The 17,854-nt window shown below is 71.5% G+C and carries 15 protein-coding genes and 1 riboswitch; of the genes, 12 read left to right on the forward strand and 3 right to left on the reverse strand.

Translation table 11 applies throughout. From position 1 onward, the window contains the following. Nucleotides 1–30 precede the first annotated feature (30 nt). Complete coding sequence (locus tag ACZ6C1_RS04520) at nucleotides 31–1,245, forward strand: LmeA family phospholipid-binding protein (RefSeq protein ID WP_469237590.1); 1,215 nt, start codon at nucleotides 31–33, stop codon at nucleotides 1,243–1,245. A 125-nt stretch (nucleotides 1,246–1,370) separates the two neighbouring features. Here the strand turns inward: ACZ6C1_RS04520 and ACZ6C1_RS04525 are convergent, their stop codons facing one another. Continuing rightward, nucleotides 1,371–2,192, reverse strand: coding sequence for a hypothetical protein (locus ACZ6C1_RS04525; RefSeq protein ID WP_469237592.1), 822 nt, complete (start codon nucleotides 2,190–2,192; stop codon nucleotides 1,371–1,373). Nucleotides 2,193–2,516: 324 nt separating this feature from the next. On the opposite strand from ACZ6C1_RS04525, the gene ACZ6C1_RS04530 reads away from it, so the two are divergent. The 4 genes from ACZ6C1_RS04530 to ACZ6C1_RS04545 all read left to right on the forward strand — a co-directional run bounded on the left by ACZ6C1_RS04530 (nucleotide 2,517) and on the right by ACZ6C1_RS04545 (nucleotide 8,169). Further along, nucleotides 2,517–4,631, forward strand: a complete 2,115-nt coding sequence (locus ACZ6C1_RS04530) for a transglycosylase domain-containing protein (protein WP_469237594.1) — start codon at nucleotides 2,517–2,519, stop codon at nucleotides 4,629–4,631. Next, nucleotides 4,628–5,935, forward strand: coding sequence for a polysaccharide deacetylase family protein (locus ACZ6C1_RS04535; RefSeq protein ID WP_469237596.1), 1,308 nt, complete (start codon nucleotides 4,628–4,630; stop codon nucleotides 5,933–5,935). Before ACZ6C1_RS04530 ends, ACZ6C1_RS04535 begins: the two co-directional genes overlap by 4 nt. Before the next feature lie 70 nt (nucleotides 5,936–6,005). After that, nucleotides 6,006–7,379, forward strand: coding sequence for a diacylglycerol/lipid kinase family protein (locus ACZ6C1_RS04540; RefSeq protein WP_469237598.1), 1,374 nt, complete (start codon nucleotides 6,006–6,008; stop codon nucleotides 7,377–7,379). A 97-nt stretch (nucleotides 7,380–7,476) separates the two neighbouring features. Next, complete coding sequence (locus ACZ6C1_RS04545) at nucleotides 7,477–8,169, forward strand: hypothetical protein (protein ID WP_469237600.1); 693 nt, start codon at nucleotides 7,477–7,479, stop codon at nucleotides 8,167–8,169. A gap of 148 nt (nucleotides 8,170–8,317) precedes the next feature. On the opposite strand, the gene ACZ6C1_RS04550 is transcribed toward ACZ6C1_RS04545, so the two are convergent. After that, entirely contained in the window at nucleotides 8,318–9,307 is a 990-nt protein-coding gene (locus tag ACZ6C1_RS04550) for a GlxA family transcriptional regulator (protein ID WP_469238162.1), read from the reverse strand. A 172-nt stretch (nucleotides 9,308–9,479) separates the two neighbouring features. Here ACZ6C1_RS04550 and ACZ6C1_RS04555 point away from each other — a divergent pair, with 172 nt between their 5' ends. Together ACZ6C1_RS04555 and ACZ6C1_RS04560 are read left to right on the forward strand one after the other, a co-directional pair. Beyond that, complete coding sequence (locus ACZ6C1_RS04555; RefSeq protein ID WP_469237602.1) at nucleotides 9,480–10,070, forward strand: cysteine hydrolase family protein; 591 nt, start codon at nucleotides 9,480–9,482, stop codon at nucleotides 10,068–10,070. 557 nt (nucleotides 10,071–10,627) lie between these two features. Then, a complete protein-coding gene (locus ACZ6C1_RS04560) occupies nucleotides 10,628–11,692 on the forward strand; it encodes an amidohydrolase family protein (protein WP_469237603.1) in 1,065 nt (354 codons plus the stop codon). A gap of 53 nt (nucleotides 11,693–11,745) precedes the next feature. Here ACZ6C1_RS04560 and ACZ6C1_RS04565 read toward each other — a convergent pair whose 3' ends face one another. Then, complete coding sequence (locus tag ACZ6C1_RS04565) at nucleotides 11,746–12,294, reverse strand: hypothetical protein (protein ID WP_469237604.1); 549 nt, start codon at nucleotides 12,292–12,294, stop codon at nucleotides 11,746–11,748. Nucleotides 12,295–12,465: 171 nt separating this feature from the next. Here ACZ6C1_RS04565 and ACZ6C1_RS04570 point away from each other — a divergent pair, with 171 nt between their 5' ends. From ACZ6C1_RS04570 to ACZ6C1_RS04590, 5 genes are all read left to right on the forward strand, one after another. Further along, nucleotides 12,466–13,446, forward strand: coding sequence for a GlxA family transcriptional regulator (locus tag ACZ6C1_RS04570; RefSeq protein WP_469238164.1), 981 nt, complete (start codon nucleotides 12,466–12,468; stop codon nucleotides 13,444–13,446). Beyond that, nucleotides 13,437–13,618: riboswitch (cobalamin riboswitch) on the forward strand. It overlaps the preceding gene by 10 nt. A 30-nt stretch (nucleotides 13,619–13,648) precedes the next feature. Next, the gene (locus ACZ6C1_RS04575; protein ID WP_469237605.1) at nucleotides 13,649–14,740 is read left to right on the forward strand and encodes an ABC transporter substrate-binding protein; all 1,092 of its coding nucleotides are present in this window, start codon (nucleotides 13,649–13,651) and stop codon (nucleotides 14,738–14,740) included. Between the two features lie 11 nt (nucleotides 14,741–14,751). After that, nucleotides 14,752–15,867 carry a FecCD family ABC transporter permease gene (locus ACZ6C1_RS04580; RefSeq protein WP_469237606.1) on the forward strand — a complete coding sequence of 372 codons (1,116 nt, stop codon included), beginning with the start codon at nucleotides 14,752–14,754 and terminating at the stop codon, nucleotides 15,865–15,867. Continuing rightward, nucleotides 15,864–16,664 carry an ABC transporter ATP-binding protein gene (locus tag ACZ6C1_RS04585; RefSeq protein WP_469237608.1) on the forward strand — a complete coding sequence of 267 codons (801 nt, stop codon included), beginning with the start codon at nucleotides 15,864–15,866 and terminating at the stop codon, nucleotides 16,662–16,664. Before ACZ6C1_RS04580 ends, ACZ6C1_RS04585 begins: the two co-directional genes overlap by 4 nt. A 191-nt stretch (nucleotides 16,665–16,855) precedes the next feature. Continuing rightward, the gene (locus ACZ6C1_RS04590; RefSeq protein ID WP_469237610.1) at nucleotides 16,856–17,731 is read left to right on the forward strand and encodes a hypothetical protein; all 876 of its coding nucleotides are present in this window, start codon (nucleotides 16,856–16,858) and stop codon (nucleotides 17,729–17,731) included. Nucleotides 17,732–17,854: the final 123 nt, after the last annotated feature.

The following is a 17,854-nucleotide window of genomic DNA, read 5'->3' on the forward strand; positions in this document are numbered from 1 at the left end:
CACGGGTGGGGGCCGTGATGGGATGAGCCGATGCGACCCCCCACACGCATAGCGACGCATCCCCGCAATCCGTACGAAGAACTGGCTCAACTCGCCGACCCGGAGCCCGGCTTCGGGCAGGCGGCGACCACACCGCGGGCCGGATCGACGGGCCTCGGCATTCCTTCGGACGACGACGAGGACGACGACTGGTCGCCGCCCGACCACCGTGGCGGAAGCCGGTTCGCGGCCGTTCCCGTCGTGGTGAAGCTCGCCGTCACCGCCGTCGTCGGCGCCCTGTTCTTCGTCGCCGGTGACCGCCTCGCGGTGGCGTACGCCGAGGAGAAGGCCGAGGACCGGATCCAGCAGTCGTTGCGTCTCGCCGCCAGACCACAGGTCGACATCGCCGGGTTCCCCTTCCTCACCCAGGTCCTGGACAAGCGGATCCGGTCGGTGGACGTCACCGTCCCCGATGTCGCCGCGGACAAGGTGTCCCTGGCCGAAGTGCACGCGACGGCGACCGACATACGCATCGTCGGTGACCTCCCCTCCTCGGTCGAGGGCGCCGTCGTGGACCGGATGGACGGCGACGTCCTGCTCTCCTTCGACGACCTGAACCGTGAACTGGGCGCGTCACACGTCAGGTTCAGCGACGCCGGACGTAATGGCGTCCACATCGTCGGCACCCTTCCGGTCGCGGGCCGGACGGTGAGTCTCCGGGCCGAGGCCCGTGTCAGGCGGGACGGGGACCGGGCCGTGTCGACCACCGTCGACAACATGCGCCTGGACGTTCCCGGTCTCTTCACCTACCGGCCGGGGAACGATCCCGCGCTGTCCGGTCTGCGCCTGCATCCGGACGCCGCCCGGCGGATCAGCCGTGAGGCGGCCGACCTCAAGGCATTGCTGGCCGTTCCCGCCATCGCCGAGCGCCTGGGGCTGTCGCGGTCGCAGATCGACCGTGCGCTGCGCGAGGAGGAGGAGCTGAGCCGCCTCACAGGTTCGCCGCTGTTCCTCCGGCAGTTGTCGAAGGTCAATCTGGTCGACCTGGTGGTCGATCACCCCTGGCTCCTGGAGAAGGCCGGCATCGATCCCGGTCTGATCACCGCCTTGCTGAAGCTCCGGCCCCCGCAGCTCACCGACCGTTTCTCCCTCTCCTTCGAACTGCCCGAGTCCGCCGGGGACGTACGTCTTCGCCGGGTCGGCGTGGACGGTTCGGGCATCCGCGTCGGCCTGACGGGCAGCGGTCTGGCCTTCGGCAGGAGCTAGGTCGTGTCTTCCGGATCACGCCGGTGCTCGGTGCGGCGGCCCGGCTGATACCGGCGACCGGGGCGACTGGGGCGGCTGAGGCCGGCCCGGAGCGCCCCGGTCGGCCGGTCGCCCGGTCACGCAGGTCAGAACTCGTCGCCGGTAAGGGCTCCGCCGGTCAGCGCGTCGGCCATGAAGATGACCAGCATCGCCACGCCGTTGAACGCGCAGAAGAGGATGATCACCCCCATCGTGAGGGTGAAGCGCCGTATGAACGGAGTCTGCGGCACGAGCACGTCCGCCGGATCGCTCGGGTCGTAGCTCGCCCGGACGAACGGTTCGAAGCCCAGGTGGGACAGGACGCGCGTCGTGCCGGCGGTGTCCGTGTAGAGATACGCCCCCACCATGTCGGCCTGCGACGCGACGACGGTGATGCCGTGCCTGAGCAGCCGCCGCTCGCGGTTCCACGTCCCCACGCAGTAGGCACCGACCGCGAGGCCCGCCGTCGTGATCGCACCGACCGGCACGATGGCGATGGCGTAGCCCGCGTTCCCCACGATCCCGGCGACCACGCACAGGGCGACGACCACGCCGAGGCAGCCCAGCACGAACCACTTCAGCCGGCGCAGGAACTTCTCGCGCCAGTGCGTCTTGATGGTCCGCAGCACCACGAGGGCGCCGCCGTCGATCTCCTCGGCCGGCTCGGTCAGGAGCGAGTTCACCCCGTCGGCGAACGCGACGGCCGCCGCCTCGCTCACATCCTCGATCCGGTGGACGGCGGGGGTGGTCCCGGCCAGGGCCCTCAATTCGACGGTGACCGACCGCCCTTCGGCACGGACCCGGGCGATGGCCTCGCCGGGGATCATGCGCTCCTCCCGGGAGCGCTCCAGGATCAGCCCCGTGCCGACGGCTCTCAGCACGGCGCCGTCGCGGCCTTGAAGGACAGGGAGGGAAGAGATGATCGACATGACCGGGATCGTAAGGGCGGGCCGGTCGGCCGGGACAGCCGTGGGCCGCCGATGGGCCCGGAGGCGCGGCCCGTCCGCGTCCGCGGCACCCGCGTCAGGCGATCCCGCGGCAAGCGATCCCGCAGCAGTCGATCCCGCGCCAAAAATGCCGCGTCCACCAGGGCTGTCACACCGGCCTGTTATCTTTACGTAACATCGCTGGCGTCACTTTCAGTCAAGTTCTGAGGGGCGCTTTTGTGTTGCTTCATCGCGCCGGAACGGATGTCGCACCGGATGTGCCGCGGCCGGCCGCGGATCCGGGCCACGAGTCATGGCTGGACGGGGATGACCAAGCACATCGAATACAGAAGAGTCGTGGAGACCCTGCGTACCGCGGCGAGGCCCCTGACCAGGGCCCGGGGCAAGCGCGGAAAGCCTCGCGCCGCCCACCGCCTTCGCCGGCCCGACTACCCTCGATCGGGCCGGAGCGGCTGGCGGCGGTGGGTCCCGTCCTGGCGCCAGACCCTGGTCTCGTCATTGCTGGCCGTGGCAGCGCTGTCGGGGCTCGTCACCATCGCCTACGTACGCACCGAGATCCCCGAGGACCTGAACGGTTTCGCCACCCAGCAGGACAACGTCTACTACTGGGCCGACGGCACGCCGATGGCCCGCACGGGCTGGGTCAGGCGTCAGGAGATGCCCCTGGACAAGATCCCGGAGCACGTCACATGGGCGGTACTCGCCGCGGAGAACGCCGGTTTCTACTCCGACCCCGGCGTCTCCGTGAGCGGTGTGACCCGAGCGCTGTGGCGGACGGTCGGCGACGGTGACACGCAGGGCGGATCCACCATCACCCAGCAGTACGTCAAGAACGTCTACCTCAGCCAGGACCAGTCGTTCTCCCGCAAGTTCACCGAGGTGCTCCTCGCCGTCAAACTGGACCGGCACCGCAGCAAGGACGAGATACTGGAGGGCTACCTCAACACGAGCTGGTTCGGGCGCGGTACGTACGGACTGCAGCGGGCCGCCCAGGCCTATTACGGCAAGGACGTCACCCAGCTCAACGCCAGTGAGGGTGCCTTCCTCGCCGCCCTCCTCAAAGGCGCGTCGCTCTACGACCCGGCCATCTCCCCCGCCAACCGCGCTCGCGCCGTCGAGCGGTGGTCCTGGACGCTGGACCGCATGGTCGAGATCGGCAGACTCTCCCCCGAGGAGCGCGCCCGCTACACCACGTTCCCCCAGCCCAAGGCTCCGACCACACCCGGCACCGCCGGCGGTCAGAACGGCTACCTCGTCGAGCTCGCCGAGGCCTACGCCAAGCGTGCGGGACGCATCGCCGACGCACGGTTCGACCTGGGGGGCTACCAGGTCTACACGACCTTCGAGAAACCGCGCACGACCGCCCTCACCAAGGCCGTGGAAGACGCCCGCGCCACCCTCGACCCGAAGAACCGCGCGGCCGACCGGTACGCCCGGTTCGGGGCCGCCTCGGTCGCCCCCGACGGCCGCATCCTGGCCGTCCACGGCGGACCGGACCACCAGAAGCAGGCCTTCAACGAGTCCAACGCGGCCACCGTCCCGGCCGGCACCGTCTTCACGCCCTTCGTCTACGCCGCCGCCCTCGAGCACGGCGTCCAGCGCGAGCGCGGCGGCCCCCGCACCCCCGTCACGCCCTCGACCGTCTACGACGGGAACGACGGCGTACCGCTGAGGACCCCGGAAGGCCCCTACTGGGACCGCGCCGGCAAGATGGTCAAGGGCACCAACCTCGACGGCCGGTCCCACGGCCGCATCAGCCTCCGCCGCGCCCTGGCCGAGTCCGCCGACGCGCCCTTCCTGCAGCTCGGCATGGACGTCGGCCTGGAGCAGGTGCGGCGCACCGCGCAGGCGGCCGGGCTGCTCGGCTCCAGCCTCGGACCCCCGGTGCCCGACTTCGCCCTCGGCAACTCCACACCGAGCGCCATCCGCATGGCCAGCGCGTACAGCACCTTCCCGGCCCACGGCACGCACACCGAGCCCTACTCGGTCCTGCGGGTCACCCACGAGGGTGAGCCCGTCCCCCTGGCCGCACCGCGCAAGCAGCGCGCCGTGAGCCCCGAGGTGGCCGACCGGATCACCGAGGCCCTCTCCGGCACGGCCGACGGCGACGGCGCAGCCGGTGGCAGGGAGGCCGGTGGCGGGGAGGCCGGTGGCACCGGGGCCGCCAAGGCGGCGGGGAAGGCCGGAGGGACCCGGGACGACACCGCGCGCTGGTACGCCGGTTACACGGCCACCGAGTCCACGGCCGTCGTCCTCTACCGCATGGACCTCACCAAGAGCCTCGCGCCACTGCCCCTCAAGGGACTCGGTGGTGACTCCTCGGCCGGCTCCGACCGCCCGGCCGGGATCTGGAAGACCTACAGGGACGCGGTGGAGGACGCATCACGCCGCGCCGCGACCGATCGGGGGAAGACACGATGATCCGGAAGAATCCGGCCGTACGGCGCCTGAGGGAGCGTACGACCACCCGTGGTGTCGCTCTCGGGGTCGCCGCGGTCCTGCTGGCGACCGGAGCGAGCCTGGTTCCGCTGGTGACCGGCGGTGCGGGGGACGACACCCCGGTGGCGTCGGCCGACCGTACGTCGGCGCCCGCGCCACGGCCCCCGGCAGGTCAGAAGGGCGGCGCGGGCAAGAAGGGCACCGACGAGGACTGGGACGGCCGGGTGAAGGTCCTGGGTGACGGATCCACCTCCTACACCGGCCCGCAGCCGGGGCAGTTGAAGCCCGAGCGGCTCAAACCGGGCCAGCGTCCTCCTCAGTTCGTCGTCTTCTCCTGGGACGGCGCCCTGGAGGGAGACGAGCGGCTCTTCTCCCGCTTCCGCCGCGTCGCGAAGGAGACCGGCGCCCATATGACGTTCTTCCTGACGGGCATCTATCTGCTGCCGCAGGAGAAGAGGAACCTCTACCGGCCGCCCCAGCACGGTCCGGGAGCGGCGGCGATCTCGTACCCCACCCGCCCGCACATCCGCTCCACCCTGGAGCAGCTCGGCGGGGCGTGGAAGGAGGGACATGAGATCGGCTCCCACTTCAACGGTCACTTCTGCGGGGCGAAGGGCGGCGGCGACTGGAGTGCGGCGGAGTGGACCAGCGAGATCGACCAGTTCTACTCCTTCGTCCAGAACTGGAAGACCAACACGGGTTTCACCGACCTGGACCCGCTGCCCTTCGACCCCACCCGCGAGGTCGTCGGCGGGCGGGCGCCCTGCCTCGAAGGGCAGAAGACGCTCATACCGGCGTCCAAGCCCTTCGGGTGGCGTTATGACGCGAGTTCATCGGGCGACTTCCAGATCTGGCCGTCGAAGAAGAACGGTGTGTGGGACCTGCCGCTGCAGATGCTGCCGTTCCCCGGCAAGGACTTCCAGGTGCTGTCCATGGACTTCAACTACCTGTTCAACCAGTCCAAAGGGCGCACGGACGGCGATCCGGCGATGTACGCCACCTGGCGCAAGCAGACCCTCGACTCCTATCTCGCCGGCTTCGAGCGCGTCTTCCACGGCAGCCGGGCGCCCATGTTCGTGGGCAACCACTTCGAGGAGTGGAACGGGGGCATCTACATGGACGCGGTGGAGGACATGATGCGGAAGGTCTGCCCGCGCAAGGAGGTCCGCTGCGTCTCGTTCCGCGAGCTGACCGACTGGCTGGACGCCCAGGACCCGGAAGTCCTCGCCCAGTGGCGCACGCTCGATCCCGCTCAGCCCGCCGGCTGGTCGTCGCCGGGCCGGTGATCCGCCCGCCCCGCGCCGGGGGCGGTGCGGCCGGGGCCTCCTACGATGTCCGCGGACGAGGGGAGGACCCATGGGGGTCGGGTGGCAGGCGGACGAGCGGGCCCATCGGGCGCAGCGGTGGTCGGCGAGGGCGTCCCTGGGCTCGGTGACGCTGGCCGTGCTGCTGCCGCTGTTGTACGGGGGTGTCGGCGGCGTACTGCTGCTCCTGGTCGGTGCGGCGGGCATGGCCGTCACGGTGTCCGGCCTGTGGTGGGCGCTGACGCGGCGGGGGCCGGCCCGGGTGGCCGCCGCGGCACTCACGGTGGCGGCGCCCGCCGCCGTGGTCTGGATGTTCGCGGCCGCCAACCTGCTGTGGGTGGTCACGCTCTCCCTCACGCTCTGGGTCCTGGCGGTGTGGACCGGGCGATACGCGCTGCGCAGCACCGGTCTGCGGCCCGTCAGGGTGAAGGAGCACCGCACGCCGCCACCGCGGCGGCCCTTCCTGGTGATGAATCCGCACTCGGGCGGGGCCAAGGTCGAGCGGTTCGGCCTGAAGGAGAAGGCCGAACGGCTCGGGGCGCGTGTGGTGCTGCTGGACCGGGAGCGGCCCCAGGACGTCACGGAGCTGGCCCGGCAGGCGCTGGCGGAGGGTGCCGACCTGCTGGGCGTGGCGGGTGGTGACGGTACGCAGGCGCTGGTGGCCGCGGTCGCCGCCGAGCACGGTGTGCCGTTCCTGGTGGTCTCCGCGGGCACCCGCAACCACTTCGCGATGGACCTGGGCCTCGACCGCGAGGACCCGGCCGCCTGCCTGGACGCGCTCACCGACGGCGTCGAGCTCCATGTGGACCTCGGCTTCGCCGGTGGGCACCCCTTCGTCAACAACGTCTCCTTCGGCGTGTACGGGACGGTCGTGCAGAGCCCCGCCTACCGGGACGACAAGGTGGGCACCGCGCTGGACCTGCTGCCCGACCTGCTCACCGGGCAGAGCGGTCCACGGCTCACCGCCCGCGCCGAGGGCACGACGCTCACCGACCCCCAGGCGGTGCTGGTGAGCAACAATCCCTACCGCAGGGGCGACGCGACCGGTCTGGGGCGCCGTGACCGGCTGGACTCGGGTGTGCTGGGAGTCCTGGGCATCCGCGTGGACAGCGCGGCGGAGGCCGCCGGCCTGCTGCTGGACCCGGAGGCGAGCGGGTTGACGGTCCTGACGGCGCGGGAGGTGGTCGTGGACGCCGACCGCCCGGCCGTCGACGTCGGCATCGACGGTGAGGCCTTCGTCCTGCCCGCGCCCGTCCACTGCCGCATCGCGCCCCGGGCGCTGCGGGTCCGTGTGCCGCGGCTGCGGCCAGGGGTCCCCCAGGCCCAGCCCCCGCTCGACTGGCGGCGTCTGCGCAAGCTCGCCGCGGCGGTGGGCCGCACGGCGGTCACCCGCCGCACGGTCGGCGGGCCCGGAGCGCGCTGGTAGCCGGGGCCGGCAGGCGAATCGGTACGCCTCGTGCCGACCGGGGCGGGTCCGTCGTATCGGCCCCCGCCGGGTCGACGCGGCGGGTAGCGTCGGTCGCGTGCGCGAGCGGGAAGGGGCGGCGATGCTCACGGTGGTGGGATTCCGGCTGGGGAACGGCAGTCGGCACGTGACGGCGGTGGTGACGGATTCCGGGCGGCTTCATCGCGCGCACGGTCCGTACGGCGCCGTGGGGCGGGCTTCCCGACCGGACAGGCCGGTCCACGAGAACCCCGTCCACCAGCAGGTGGTGCACCTGCGGGACCTCTACTCCCGGTACCTCGCCAAGGGCTACTCGGAGGAGTTGGTCCCAGGGGCGTGCGTCCAGCTCGACCTGGAGGAGCAGCCGGCGCCCGAGCCGGTCACGGGCAAGCGTTACGCCGTCGAGCACCCCTGGCCGGCGCTCTTCCGGGCCTTCGGCGATGTCGCACCCACCCGGGCGCACGGCAGCCTGGAAGAGGCGATCAACGGCTTCTACACCACGATCGGCGCGCCGTTCCTGCCCCGGCGCCTCGGCAGGCCGGTGCATGGCCGGCCGGTGGCGCGGCTGCCTCGACGGGTGGCGGCGTTGTGGCGCGTACTGGCCGACGGCTCGGCCGTCAGCTCCTCGCCCCGCATGGCCGTCGGGTACAGGGTCACGGCCGACGACGTACGCCTCCATGTGGGCCGGGCCGGGGAGAGCCTGCGGCACCGGGACGTCGTGGAACTGCACGCGGCGCTCAGCGCGTGGCTGCACCTCAACGCCACGAAGTGACGTGGCCCCCGCAACGGCTCCCTCCCGGCTCCAGCCCCGGACGGTCCGCTGACGGGCCCCGGACGGGCCCCCGGCTCCGGCCCCGGGACAGCCTCCCGGCTCCGGCCCCGGACGAGCCCCGGACCGGTGATGCACCGGACCTGGACCGTCAGCCGGAGTGCCGGAAGCGGTTGCGGTATTCCGTCGGTGTCGTGTGGAGTCTGCGACGGAATGCGCGGATGAGCGTGTCCGTGCTGTGGAAGCCGCAGACCGAGGCGACACGGTCGAGGGTGTCGTCCGTGGTTTCGAGACGGTTGCGAGCCACTTCGACGCGGGCCGATTCGATGTAGGCGGCCGGTGTCATGCCCAGTTCGCTCTTGAAGATGCGGGTGATCTGCCGTTCGCTCACGTGGGCGTGTTCGGCGAGATCGGCGAGGCTGAGGCGTCCTGCGATGTTGCGCGTGATGTGGTGGCGGAGGCCGTCCATGCGCCGTGTGGTCGAGGGAGGGTCGATCGGGACGCTGAACTGACTCTGTCCACTGGGTCGTTTCAGGTACATCACGAGCTGCCGAGCGACCCGCAGCGCGACTGCCTCGCCGAAGTCCTCGGCGACGAGGGCCAGTGACAGATCGAGGCAGGCGGTGATCCCGGCGCCGGTCCACACGTCCTGGTCGCGGATGAAGATCGGGTCGGCGTCGACCTCGATCGACGGGTGGTCGGCAGCGAGTTGCCGGGCGGTCGACCAGTGGGTCGTGGCGCGTTTGCCGTCCAGCAGTCCGGCTGCTGCGAGCAGATGCGCGCCCACGCAGACGGAGGCGGTGCGCCGTGCCCTGCCGGCGAGGGTCTTCACCCAGTGGACCACGGTGGGGTCGATGACGGCGTGCACGCGGCGCTGGTCGTCGACTTCGACCGAGCCGGGAACCATGAGGGTGTCGATGCTCCTGGTGGACGCTTCCTCGAAGGTGATGTCGGGCAGGACGCGCACCCCGGCCAAGGTGGTGACGGGGTCCATGGTTTCGGCGGCCAGGGCGACGCGGTAGCCCGCGGCGCCGTCCGTCTCCCGTTGCAGCAGGGAGAACACCTCCGGGGGGCCGGTGACGTCCAGCAGGTCGACGCCGTCGAAGAGGAGGACGACGACGAACCGTTCGAGGCCGGTCATGATGCCGGTCAAGGGGGCTCCATCCGCTGGGGTGCCACGGCACCGCGCGGCGCATTCGATGTCCGTATCTGCAAGTCGCATGACATTGCCGCCACGCCGAGGCGGATCGTAGCGTGGAACGCGCCACCACGTGATGGCCTCCCACCCCTCCACAGCCCGAGAAGGTGCAGCCATGCCTACGACAACTCTGCGGGAACTCAACGGCCTTGATCAGACTCCGGCGTCCCTGGCCGATGCGACGCTGATCCTGGTCGACTACCAGAACACCTACACCCGTGGCGTGATGGAGCTGACGGGATGGCAGTCGGCCCTTGACGCCGCCGCCGCGCTGCTGGAACGGGCCAGAGGTGCGGGTGCGAAGGTCGTCCACGTCATCAACGACGGCGGTGAGGGGACGCCGTACGACATCCGGGCCGACATCGGCCGGATCCACCCCCGCGTCGCGCCGGCCGAGGGCGAGCCCGTCGTCGTCAAGGCCGTTCCCGACGCGTTCACCGGGACCGATCTGGGTGAGCAGGTGGACGCCGCCGGGAAGAAGGACGTCGTCATCGCGGGATTCATGACCCACATGTGTGTGGCGTCCACGGCCTCCGGCGCGTTCCTGCGCGGCAACCGGCCCACCGTCGTCGCCGACGCCTGCGCGACACGTCCTTTGCGGACCCCGGTCTGCGACCTCTCCGCCGAGCAACTCCACCACGGCGCGCTCGCGACGATCGGTGACCTGTACGGCGTCGTCGTCCCGTCCGTGTCCTCCCTGAGCTGACCACCCGAGCATACGACCCGGGCCGCCGCCGGCTCCGAGGAGATGCACTGCCCGCCAGGCGCGGGGCCGTTGCCGGGGGCCCATGCCGCCCCCGGCGCGGCGGGGCCGTCGCTCGCCTGAGCGGCGGCAGCGACGACCCCGTCCGATGGAATGGAATTTCCATACCGTTGGCCGGAATTACCGCTTGCCTCCGGTCGAGGGCCGCGGGATACAGACCTCATGACGGAGTCGCCCGAACCGAGCCGGCGCAGCGTACTCGCCGGCCTGAGCAGCATCCCCCTCGCCGTGGGCGCTCCCCCGCCCGGCGACAGATCCCGTCCGGCGGACGGACCGGGGCGGTCGAGCCCCACCCTTCTCCGCGGAGCCGAGCTGCTCCTCACCATGGACCCGCATGTGGGCGAGGGGCCGTTGGGCATCCTGCACCACGCCGATGTGCTGATGCGACACGGAAGGATCGCCGCCGTGGGGCACCGGTTGCCGGCGCTGCGCGGGGTGCGGGTGGTGGACGTGAGCGGCCGGATCGTCCTGCCAGGGTTCGTGGACATCCACAACCACCTGTGGCAGTCCAGCATCCGGGCGGATGCGGCGGTCAGGACCTGTACGGATGGCTGGCCTCCTGCAACAGCGCGACCCTCGCCAGGATCGGCGCCGAGGACATGTACCGCTTCGTCCGCCTCGCCGCCCTCGACGCGCTCCAGGCGGGTGTCACGACCGTTGTGGACTGGGTGCACCCCGTCCCGTACGAGACCAGCGCGCACTACATCAGGGCGCTGGACGACTCAGGTCTGCGATTCGTGTACGCGATGATGCAGACCACCGCGAACGCCGGACTCGTCCCCCGGGTGAAGAGGGAACTGCTCGACCCGCTGCCGCTGGCGTCGGCGCAGGTCGCCACCCATGCCGGGATGGCGACCGTGGACCGGCTGCGCCGGTTCGCCGAACTCGCCGACGATCTGGGGGTGATGCTCAACTCCCACGTCCTGGAGCATCGCAGTGACCGTGGGGACGATCCGATGCGCGCACTGCGCACGGCGGGGGCCTTGGGGCCCGGCCTTCTGATGAACCACGCGATCCATCTCACGGACGACGAGATCGCGCTGGCCGCCGAGCACCAGGTCCGCGTGGCCCACTGCCCGCTGAGCAACATGCGGCTGGCTTCGGGCGTCATCCGGCTGCCGGCGCTGCACGCGCGGGGCGTGAAGGTGGGTCTCGGTCATGACGGGGGCACCAACGACACGTCCGACATGTTCAGCGTCATGAAGGCCGCGGTCGGGCTCCAGCGGGCGGTGCACCAGGACCCCGAGATACACCCCACGATCCCCGCCGTACTGCGCATGGCGACCCTCGGCGGCGCCGAGTGCGTCGGCATGGCGGACCGCATTGGCTCCCTCACTCCCGGGAAGTGCGCAGACGTGGTCGTTATCGATCCGGGCACACTCAATTTCGCGCCACGCTTCGACTGGATCGGTCAGATTGTGCTCAACGGTCAGCCGCCCAACGTCAGTCATGTCTTCGTGGACGGCCGGATGCGCAAGGCGGACGGCGCGCTCCTGGACGTGGACACGGACACCGTCGTCCGCGAGGCCGAGCTGGCGGCCGCCCACGTCCGCGGCACCGTGTGAAACTCCGGCCCGGTGGCCGGGTCGTCCGTCGTCGGCCGGGCGGCGGCTCGGCGTCAGGCGAGCAGGACCATCGCCAGTGCGCCGGAGGCGTCCACGACACAGCACCACTCGGACCACGCCCGGGGAACGACCCTGCCGGTCCGGTGGTGGACGAAGTCCCAGACGGCGTGGCCCAGCCAGCCCGCGGCCAGGACGTATCGGCCGAGGGTGTCGTCGACGGCCAGCGCCACGAGGGCCACGACTACGAAGCCCACGCAGCCGGCGATCTGCACGGCGAGGACGCCCGGCCGGCGCAGTTCACCGCGCAGGGACCCGAAGAGCAGGTAGCAGAGCGGCATGATGATGAGCAGTCCGGCCAGGATTCCCAGGGGCGGCACGCCGTCGACGAAGGTGGCGATCGCCAGGGCGAGGGCCAGCAGCGTGGGCCACCGGTGCCCGAGCGCGGTCAGGACGCGAACGGCACCCATGGGCCGCGCACCGCCGTGGCGGCCGTCACGGTCCGCACGGTCGGCGCGGCCGTCACGGTCCGCACGGTCGGCGCGGTCGTTGCAGTCGTCGCGGTCGGCGCGGTCGGCGCGGTCGCGCGCGGAGTCGATCGTCATGGCGTCTCCCGAGGGTGAAGGCGGTCCGGGCTCCACTGTCCGGCACGTCGGATCCCTGCCGTACGGGGAGACGGGAACGATGTCCGCGACCTTGGGGTACCGGTCCTTCCGGCATAGGGTCGCCCCATGGGGGAACGGCGCACCGAGGAACGGTGCACGGCGGAACGGCACATGGTGGTGATCGGCTACGAAGCGGCCGAGTTGCTGGACATCGCGTGTGTGACCACGAGCCTGGCCATGGCCAACCGGCTCGGTGAACCGGCCCAGCCGTACCGGGTGAGCGTGGTCGGCCCGGGCGGCGCGCCGATCGTCTGCGACGGGGGGCTGAGCCTCGGGAGTCACCAGGCCCTCGAACGGCTGATCGGACCGCTCGACACGCTGATCGTCTCGGGCGGCGCCGGATTCGAGCGGGCGGCCGCCGACGCCCGGCTCGTGGGGCACGTCCGGCGGCTGGCCAGGGAGAGCCGGCGCGTGGCATCCGTCTGCACGGGAGCGAGCGTTCTGGCCGCCGCCGGACTGCTCGACGGGCGGCGCGCCACGACGCACTGGCGGTTCACCCCCCAGCTCGCCGCCCGCTACCCCCGGGTCGTCCTGGACCCCACGCCCATCTACGTACGGGACGGGAACGTGTACACGGCGGCGGGCATCACCAGCGCACTGGACCTCACCCTCGCGTTCATCGAGGAGGACCACGGCCCCGAACTGGCCCGCCAAGTGGCCCGCGACCTGGTCGTCTACCTGCAACGGCCGGGCAACCAGGCACAGATGAGCCTGTTCACCGCCGCTCCGCCGCCCCGCGACACACTGGTCCGCACACTCGTCGAGTACATCACCGCCCACCCCGACCACGATCTCGGCGCGGCGGCGCTGGCCGAGCGCGCCGGGGTGACCACGCGTCACCTCACCCGGCTGTTCACGGAACACCTCGGGCAGGCACCGGGCCGGTTCGTCCGCCTGGCCCGCACCGAGGCCGCCGCCCATCTCCTCGCGTCGACGACCCTGCCGATGGCGAGCGTGGCAGCCCGCTGCGGATTCGGCACCGCGGAGTCACTGCGCCAGGCGTTCACCAGCCGCTACGGAATTTCGCCGTCCCGCTACCGGGCCGCCCAGACCCGGCGGCCGGCCGGGGCGCGCTCCCCCCAGGAGACGTAGTATCAGCTGGTCATCACCGCGACGGGAGACAGGAAGCCGGTGCGATTCCGGCACGGTCCCGCCACTGTGACCGGGGAGTGGAACCTTCGAGAACGCCACCGCGCGCCGCGTGGGAAGGCAGGGGGAACGTCGATCCGGGAGTCAGGACACTGGCCTGTCGCGGGCCCGTTCCGAGGAGCGCGGACTCCCCAGGAGGCTTTACGTGTACGACGGCACCCACCGTCCCTTTTCTCCCCTCTCTTCCCCGTCGCCCGGCACACGGCACCACGCCGTCCCGCACCACGCCGTCCGGCGCCACGCCCTGCGGCGCCGGGCACTCGCCGTGGCCCTCTCCGCGGCGGTGTCGGCCGCCCTGCTGAGCGGCTGCGGCGCGAAGGGCACAACCGACGACCGAGGACCCGCGTCCACGTCCGCGAAGGGTTTCCCGGTCACGATCGACAACTGCGGCACCCGCACCACGTACGACGAACCGCCTTCCCGTGTCGTCACCATCCACCAGCATCCCGCGGAACTGATGCTCGCTCTCGGGCTGAAGGACCGGATGGTCGGCACCGCCTTCCCCGACTCGGCCGTCCTGCCCGCGTTCCGGAAGGACTTCGCGGCCGTGCCGGAACTCGCCGAGAAGGAGCCGTCGTTCGAAACCGTCCTGGAGGCCGAACCGGACTTCGTCTACGGCGGCTACGGAAGCGCGTTCGCCGAGAACGAGGGCCGGTCCCGCAAGGCGTTCGCCGACGCGGGCATCGACACCTACCTCAACCGTGAGTACTGCGGCCGGAAACAGGTGTCCATGAAGGACACGTACGACGAGATCCGCACCATCGGCAGGATCTTCGGCGTACCCGAGCGGGCCGACACGGTGGTGGCCGGGCTGCGGGATCGCGTCCGCAAGGCCGGAGACGCGGTCGAAGGCGCACCTGCGGTGCCGGTGTTCGTGTACGACAGCGGGGACAAGTCCGCGTTCACCGCGGGCGGGAAGAGCCTGGGTACGGAGATCATCAGGCTGGCCGGCGGGCGCAACGTCTTCTCGGACCTGGACGATGTCTTCGGCGACGTGTCCTGGGAGCAGGTGGTCGCACGTCGGCCCGAGGCGATCGCGATCTACGACTACCGTGGGGCCGGGAGCGTGGAGGAGAAGAAGAAGTTCCTGCTCTCCCAGCCCGCCCTGGCCGATGTGCCCGCCATCAGGAACAAGCGGTTCGTTGTGCTGCCGCTCACGGCGACGCTGGTCGGCGTCCGCGCCCCGTACGCGGTCGAGGACCTGGCCCGCGGGCTGCACCCGGAGCGCTTCCGGTGACGGACCGGGCCGTGGACGCCGCTCGGGTGCGCCGGCCGGGACGGCCGCCCGGACGAACGGGCGGGCGAACGGACAGGCGGACGTACGGGCTGACGTACGGACTGACCCTGGTGGTGCTCGGCGCTCTCCTCGTGGTCTCGGTCACGGCTGCGCTGGCCATCGGCTCGGTGCACGTGCCGCCCGGCCAGGTGTGGGGCATCGTGTCGCACGGACTGGGGGCCGACTGGGCGGAGCCGGGCTGGTCCCGCGCCCGCGAGACGATCGTCCTCGACGTCCGGGCGCCGCGCGTACTCCTCGGGGCGGTGACCGGCGCGGGTCTGGCCGTCGTGGGAACGGCCATGCAGGCCCTGGTGCGCAACCCGCTGGCGGAGCCGTATCTGCTGGGGGTGTCCTCGGGCGCGTCGCTGGGCGCCGTCACCGTGATCGTCGGGGGTTTCGGTCTCTTCGGTGCCGTGTCGCTGTCGGTGGCCGCGTTCGCCGGAGCCCTGCTGACCCTGCTGCTCGTCTACACCACGGCCCGGGCGGGTGGACGGATCACGTCCGTCCGGCTGGTGCTGTCGGGAGTCGCGGTCGCCTCGGTACTCACCGCCGTGACGGACCTGATGCTGCTGACCGCCGACCGGGGCAACCAGGCGCGTGAGGTGCTGGCCTGGACCCTCGGCGGTCTCGGTGGCGTGCGGTGGACCACGCTGTGGCTGCCGGCGGCCGCACTGCTGGTGGGCATCGGTGTGCTGCTGGTGCAGGCCCGCTCGTTGAACCTGCTGTTGGCGGGCGAGGAGGCCGCCACCACGATGGGGCTCGATGTGGCCCGCTTCCGCGCCCGGATGTTCGTCGTGCTGTCCCTGGTCACCGGCGTCCTCGTCGCGGCGACCGGGCCCATTGCTTTCGTCGGGCTGATACTGCCGCACATGGTGCGCCTCTTCGTCGGCGGTGACCACCGACGGGTGTTGCCGACGGCCGCGCTGGCCGGCGCGGTCTTCCTCGTCTGGGCCGATGTCGCCGCGCGTACGATCGCGGCGCCGATGGAGATTCCCGTCGGCGTCCTGACCGCGTTGTGCGGCGGGCCGTTCTTCCTGTGGCTGATGCGCCGGGACGCCCGGCGGAACACCGACCGAGGAGTGGCATGACCGCACACCACCTCGCCATCGAGGGCCTCGGCCTGACCGCCGGGGCCCATCACCTGGTACGCGAGGTCTCGCTGACCGCCGCGTCCGGTGAGGTGATCGGCCTCGTGGGTCCCAACGGGAGTGGCAAGTCCAGTCTCTTGCGTGCCGTCTACCGCGTCCTGCGTCCGGACGCGGGGAGCATACGCATCGACGGCGACGACGTCTGGTCACTGCCCGTACGCCGACTGGCCCGGACCATGGCCGTCGTGGTGCAGGAGCCGGGTGCCGACTTAGACCTCACCGTACGGGAAGTGGTGGCCATGGGCCGCACCCCGCACAAGCGGCTGCTCGACGGCGACAACGCCGAGGACGTACGGCTGATCGAGTCGTCGCTGGCTGCGGTCGACGCGGTGGAACTGGCGGACCGTCCCTTCGACCGGCTGTCCGGCGGTGAGCGGCAACGCGTACTCATCGCCCGTGCCCTCGCCCAGCAGCCGTCGCTCCTGGTACTGGACGAGCCGACCAATCACCTCGACGTACGCCACCAACTGGACGTACTCGGCATGCTGCGCCGCCTGCCCGCCACGGTCCTGGTCGCGTTGCACGACCTCAACCTGGCCGCCTACTACTGCGACCGCCTCTGCGTCCTGCGTGACGGCGAGGTGGTGGCGTCGGGTCCGCCGCGCCAGGTGCTCACCGAGCGGCTGATCGCGGAGGTGTACGGCGTGGCGGGGGAAGTCGTCGTTCATCCTCGCACCGGAGCGCCGCACGTCACCTTTCTCCCGGGTGACCCACCCGGGGAATCGAACGGCTTCTGATCGGAGCCGTGTTGGCCGCAACGGCCCTACGAGGCACAACAGTTGGCCGCGGGAGAACAAGGCAGCATGGTGGCCGTCGCGTTGAAACACAAGGCGACGCCCATCGCTTGTTTGCTTGACACAACGCCACAGCCGTACTCTGCAGCACAGTTTCCATCCTTCACAACGCCACCAAGCCCGTAGGAGGACACGTGCCCATCCCGGCCACCGCAGCAGACAACATCGAAGCGACCACCGCACTGCTGAGGGAAGAACTCCCCCAACTCGAACAACACCAGCAGGCGCTGGAGAAGGACCTCGCGGCCGTCACCGAACGGCTCGAGTCCGTCCGCGGCGCCCTCACCGCGCTGCAGGCCCTGTCCACCGCGGCGGTCCCGGCACCGCGCACCGAAGCACCCGCCAAGGCCGAGGAAGCACCGGCCGGCCCTGACGCAGCCGCTGAGCCCGCGCCGGAGGAGGCGCCCGCCGCCCCGGCCACGGAGCAGGAGCCGGCGCCGAAGCCCGCGCAGGAGGAGTCGACCGCCGCGCAGGAGGAACCGGTCACCGCGCAGGAGCCGGCCGCCACGCAGGAGGAGCCGGTCACCGCGCCGGAGGAGCCGGCCGCCGCGCCGGAGGTTCCCGCGCAGCGCACCTCCCGCGGCACGGCCGCCGGACGGAAGAGCCCGGCCAAGAAGCCCGCCAAGCCGGCGGCCAAGCCGGCGGCGAAGTCCCGCCCGGCGAAGAAGGCCACGCCCGCCAGGGCGACGAAGTCCACCAAGAGCACGAAGACCGTGAAGGCCGGGACCGGCAAGGCCGACACCGCGAAGAAGCCGGCGGCCGCGAAGCCGGCGGTCAAGGCCTCCTCCCCCGTCGCCGAGGACAGCACCGGTGGTCTGACCGACCAGGTCGCCGCCGTCCTCGCCCGCAACGGCGACACGCCTCTGCGCGCCCGGGACGTCGCCAAGGAGCTCGGCCGGGACGACTCCACCGGTGCCATCAACACCGTACGCAGCACTCTCGACCGGCTCGTCGCGACCTCCCGCGCCCGCCGTGCGGGCCGTGGCCTGTACCAGGCACCGGCCAACTGAGTCCCCGCACCCGACACCACGCAGGCGGGGGGGGGGGGGGGGGGGGGGGGGGAGGGGGGGGGGGGGGGGGGGGGGGGGGGGGGGGGGGGGGGTCGGACGCAGTCTGGTCGCCTAAGTGAAAGA

Source organism: Streptomyces sp. NPDC041796, assembly GCF_055590785.1.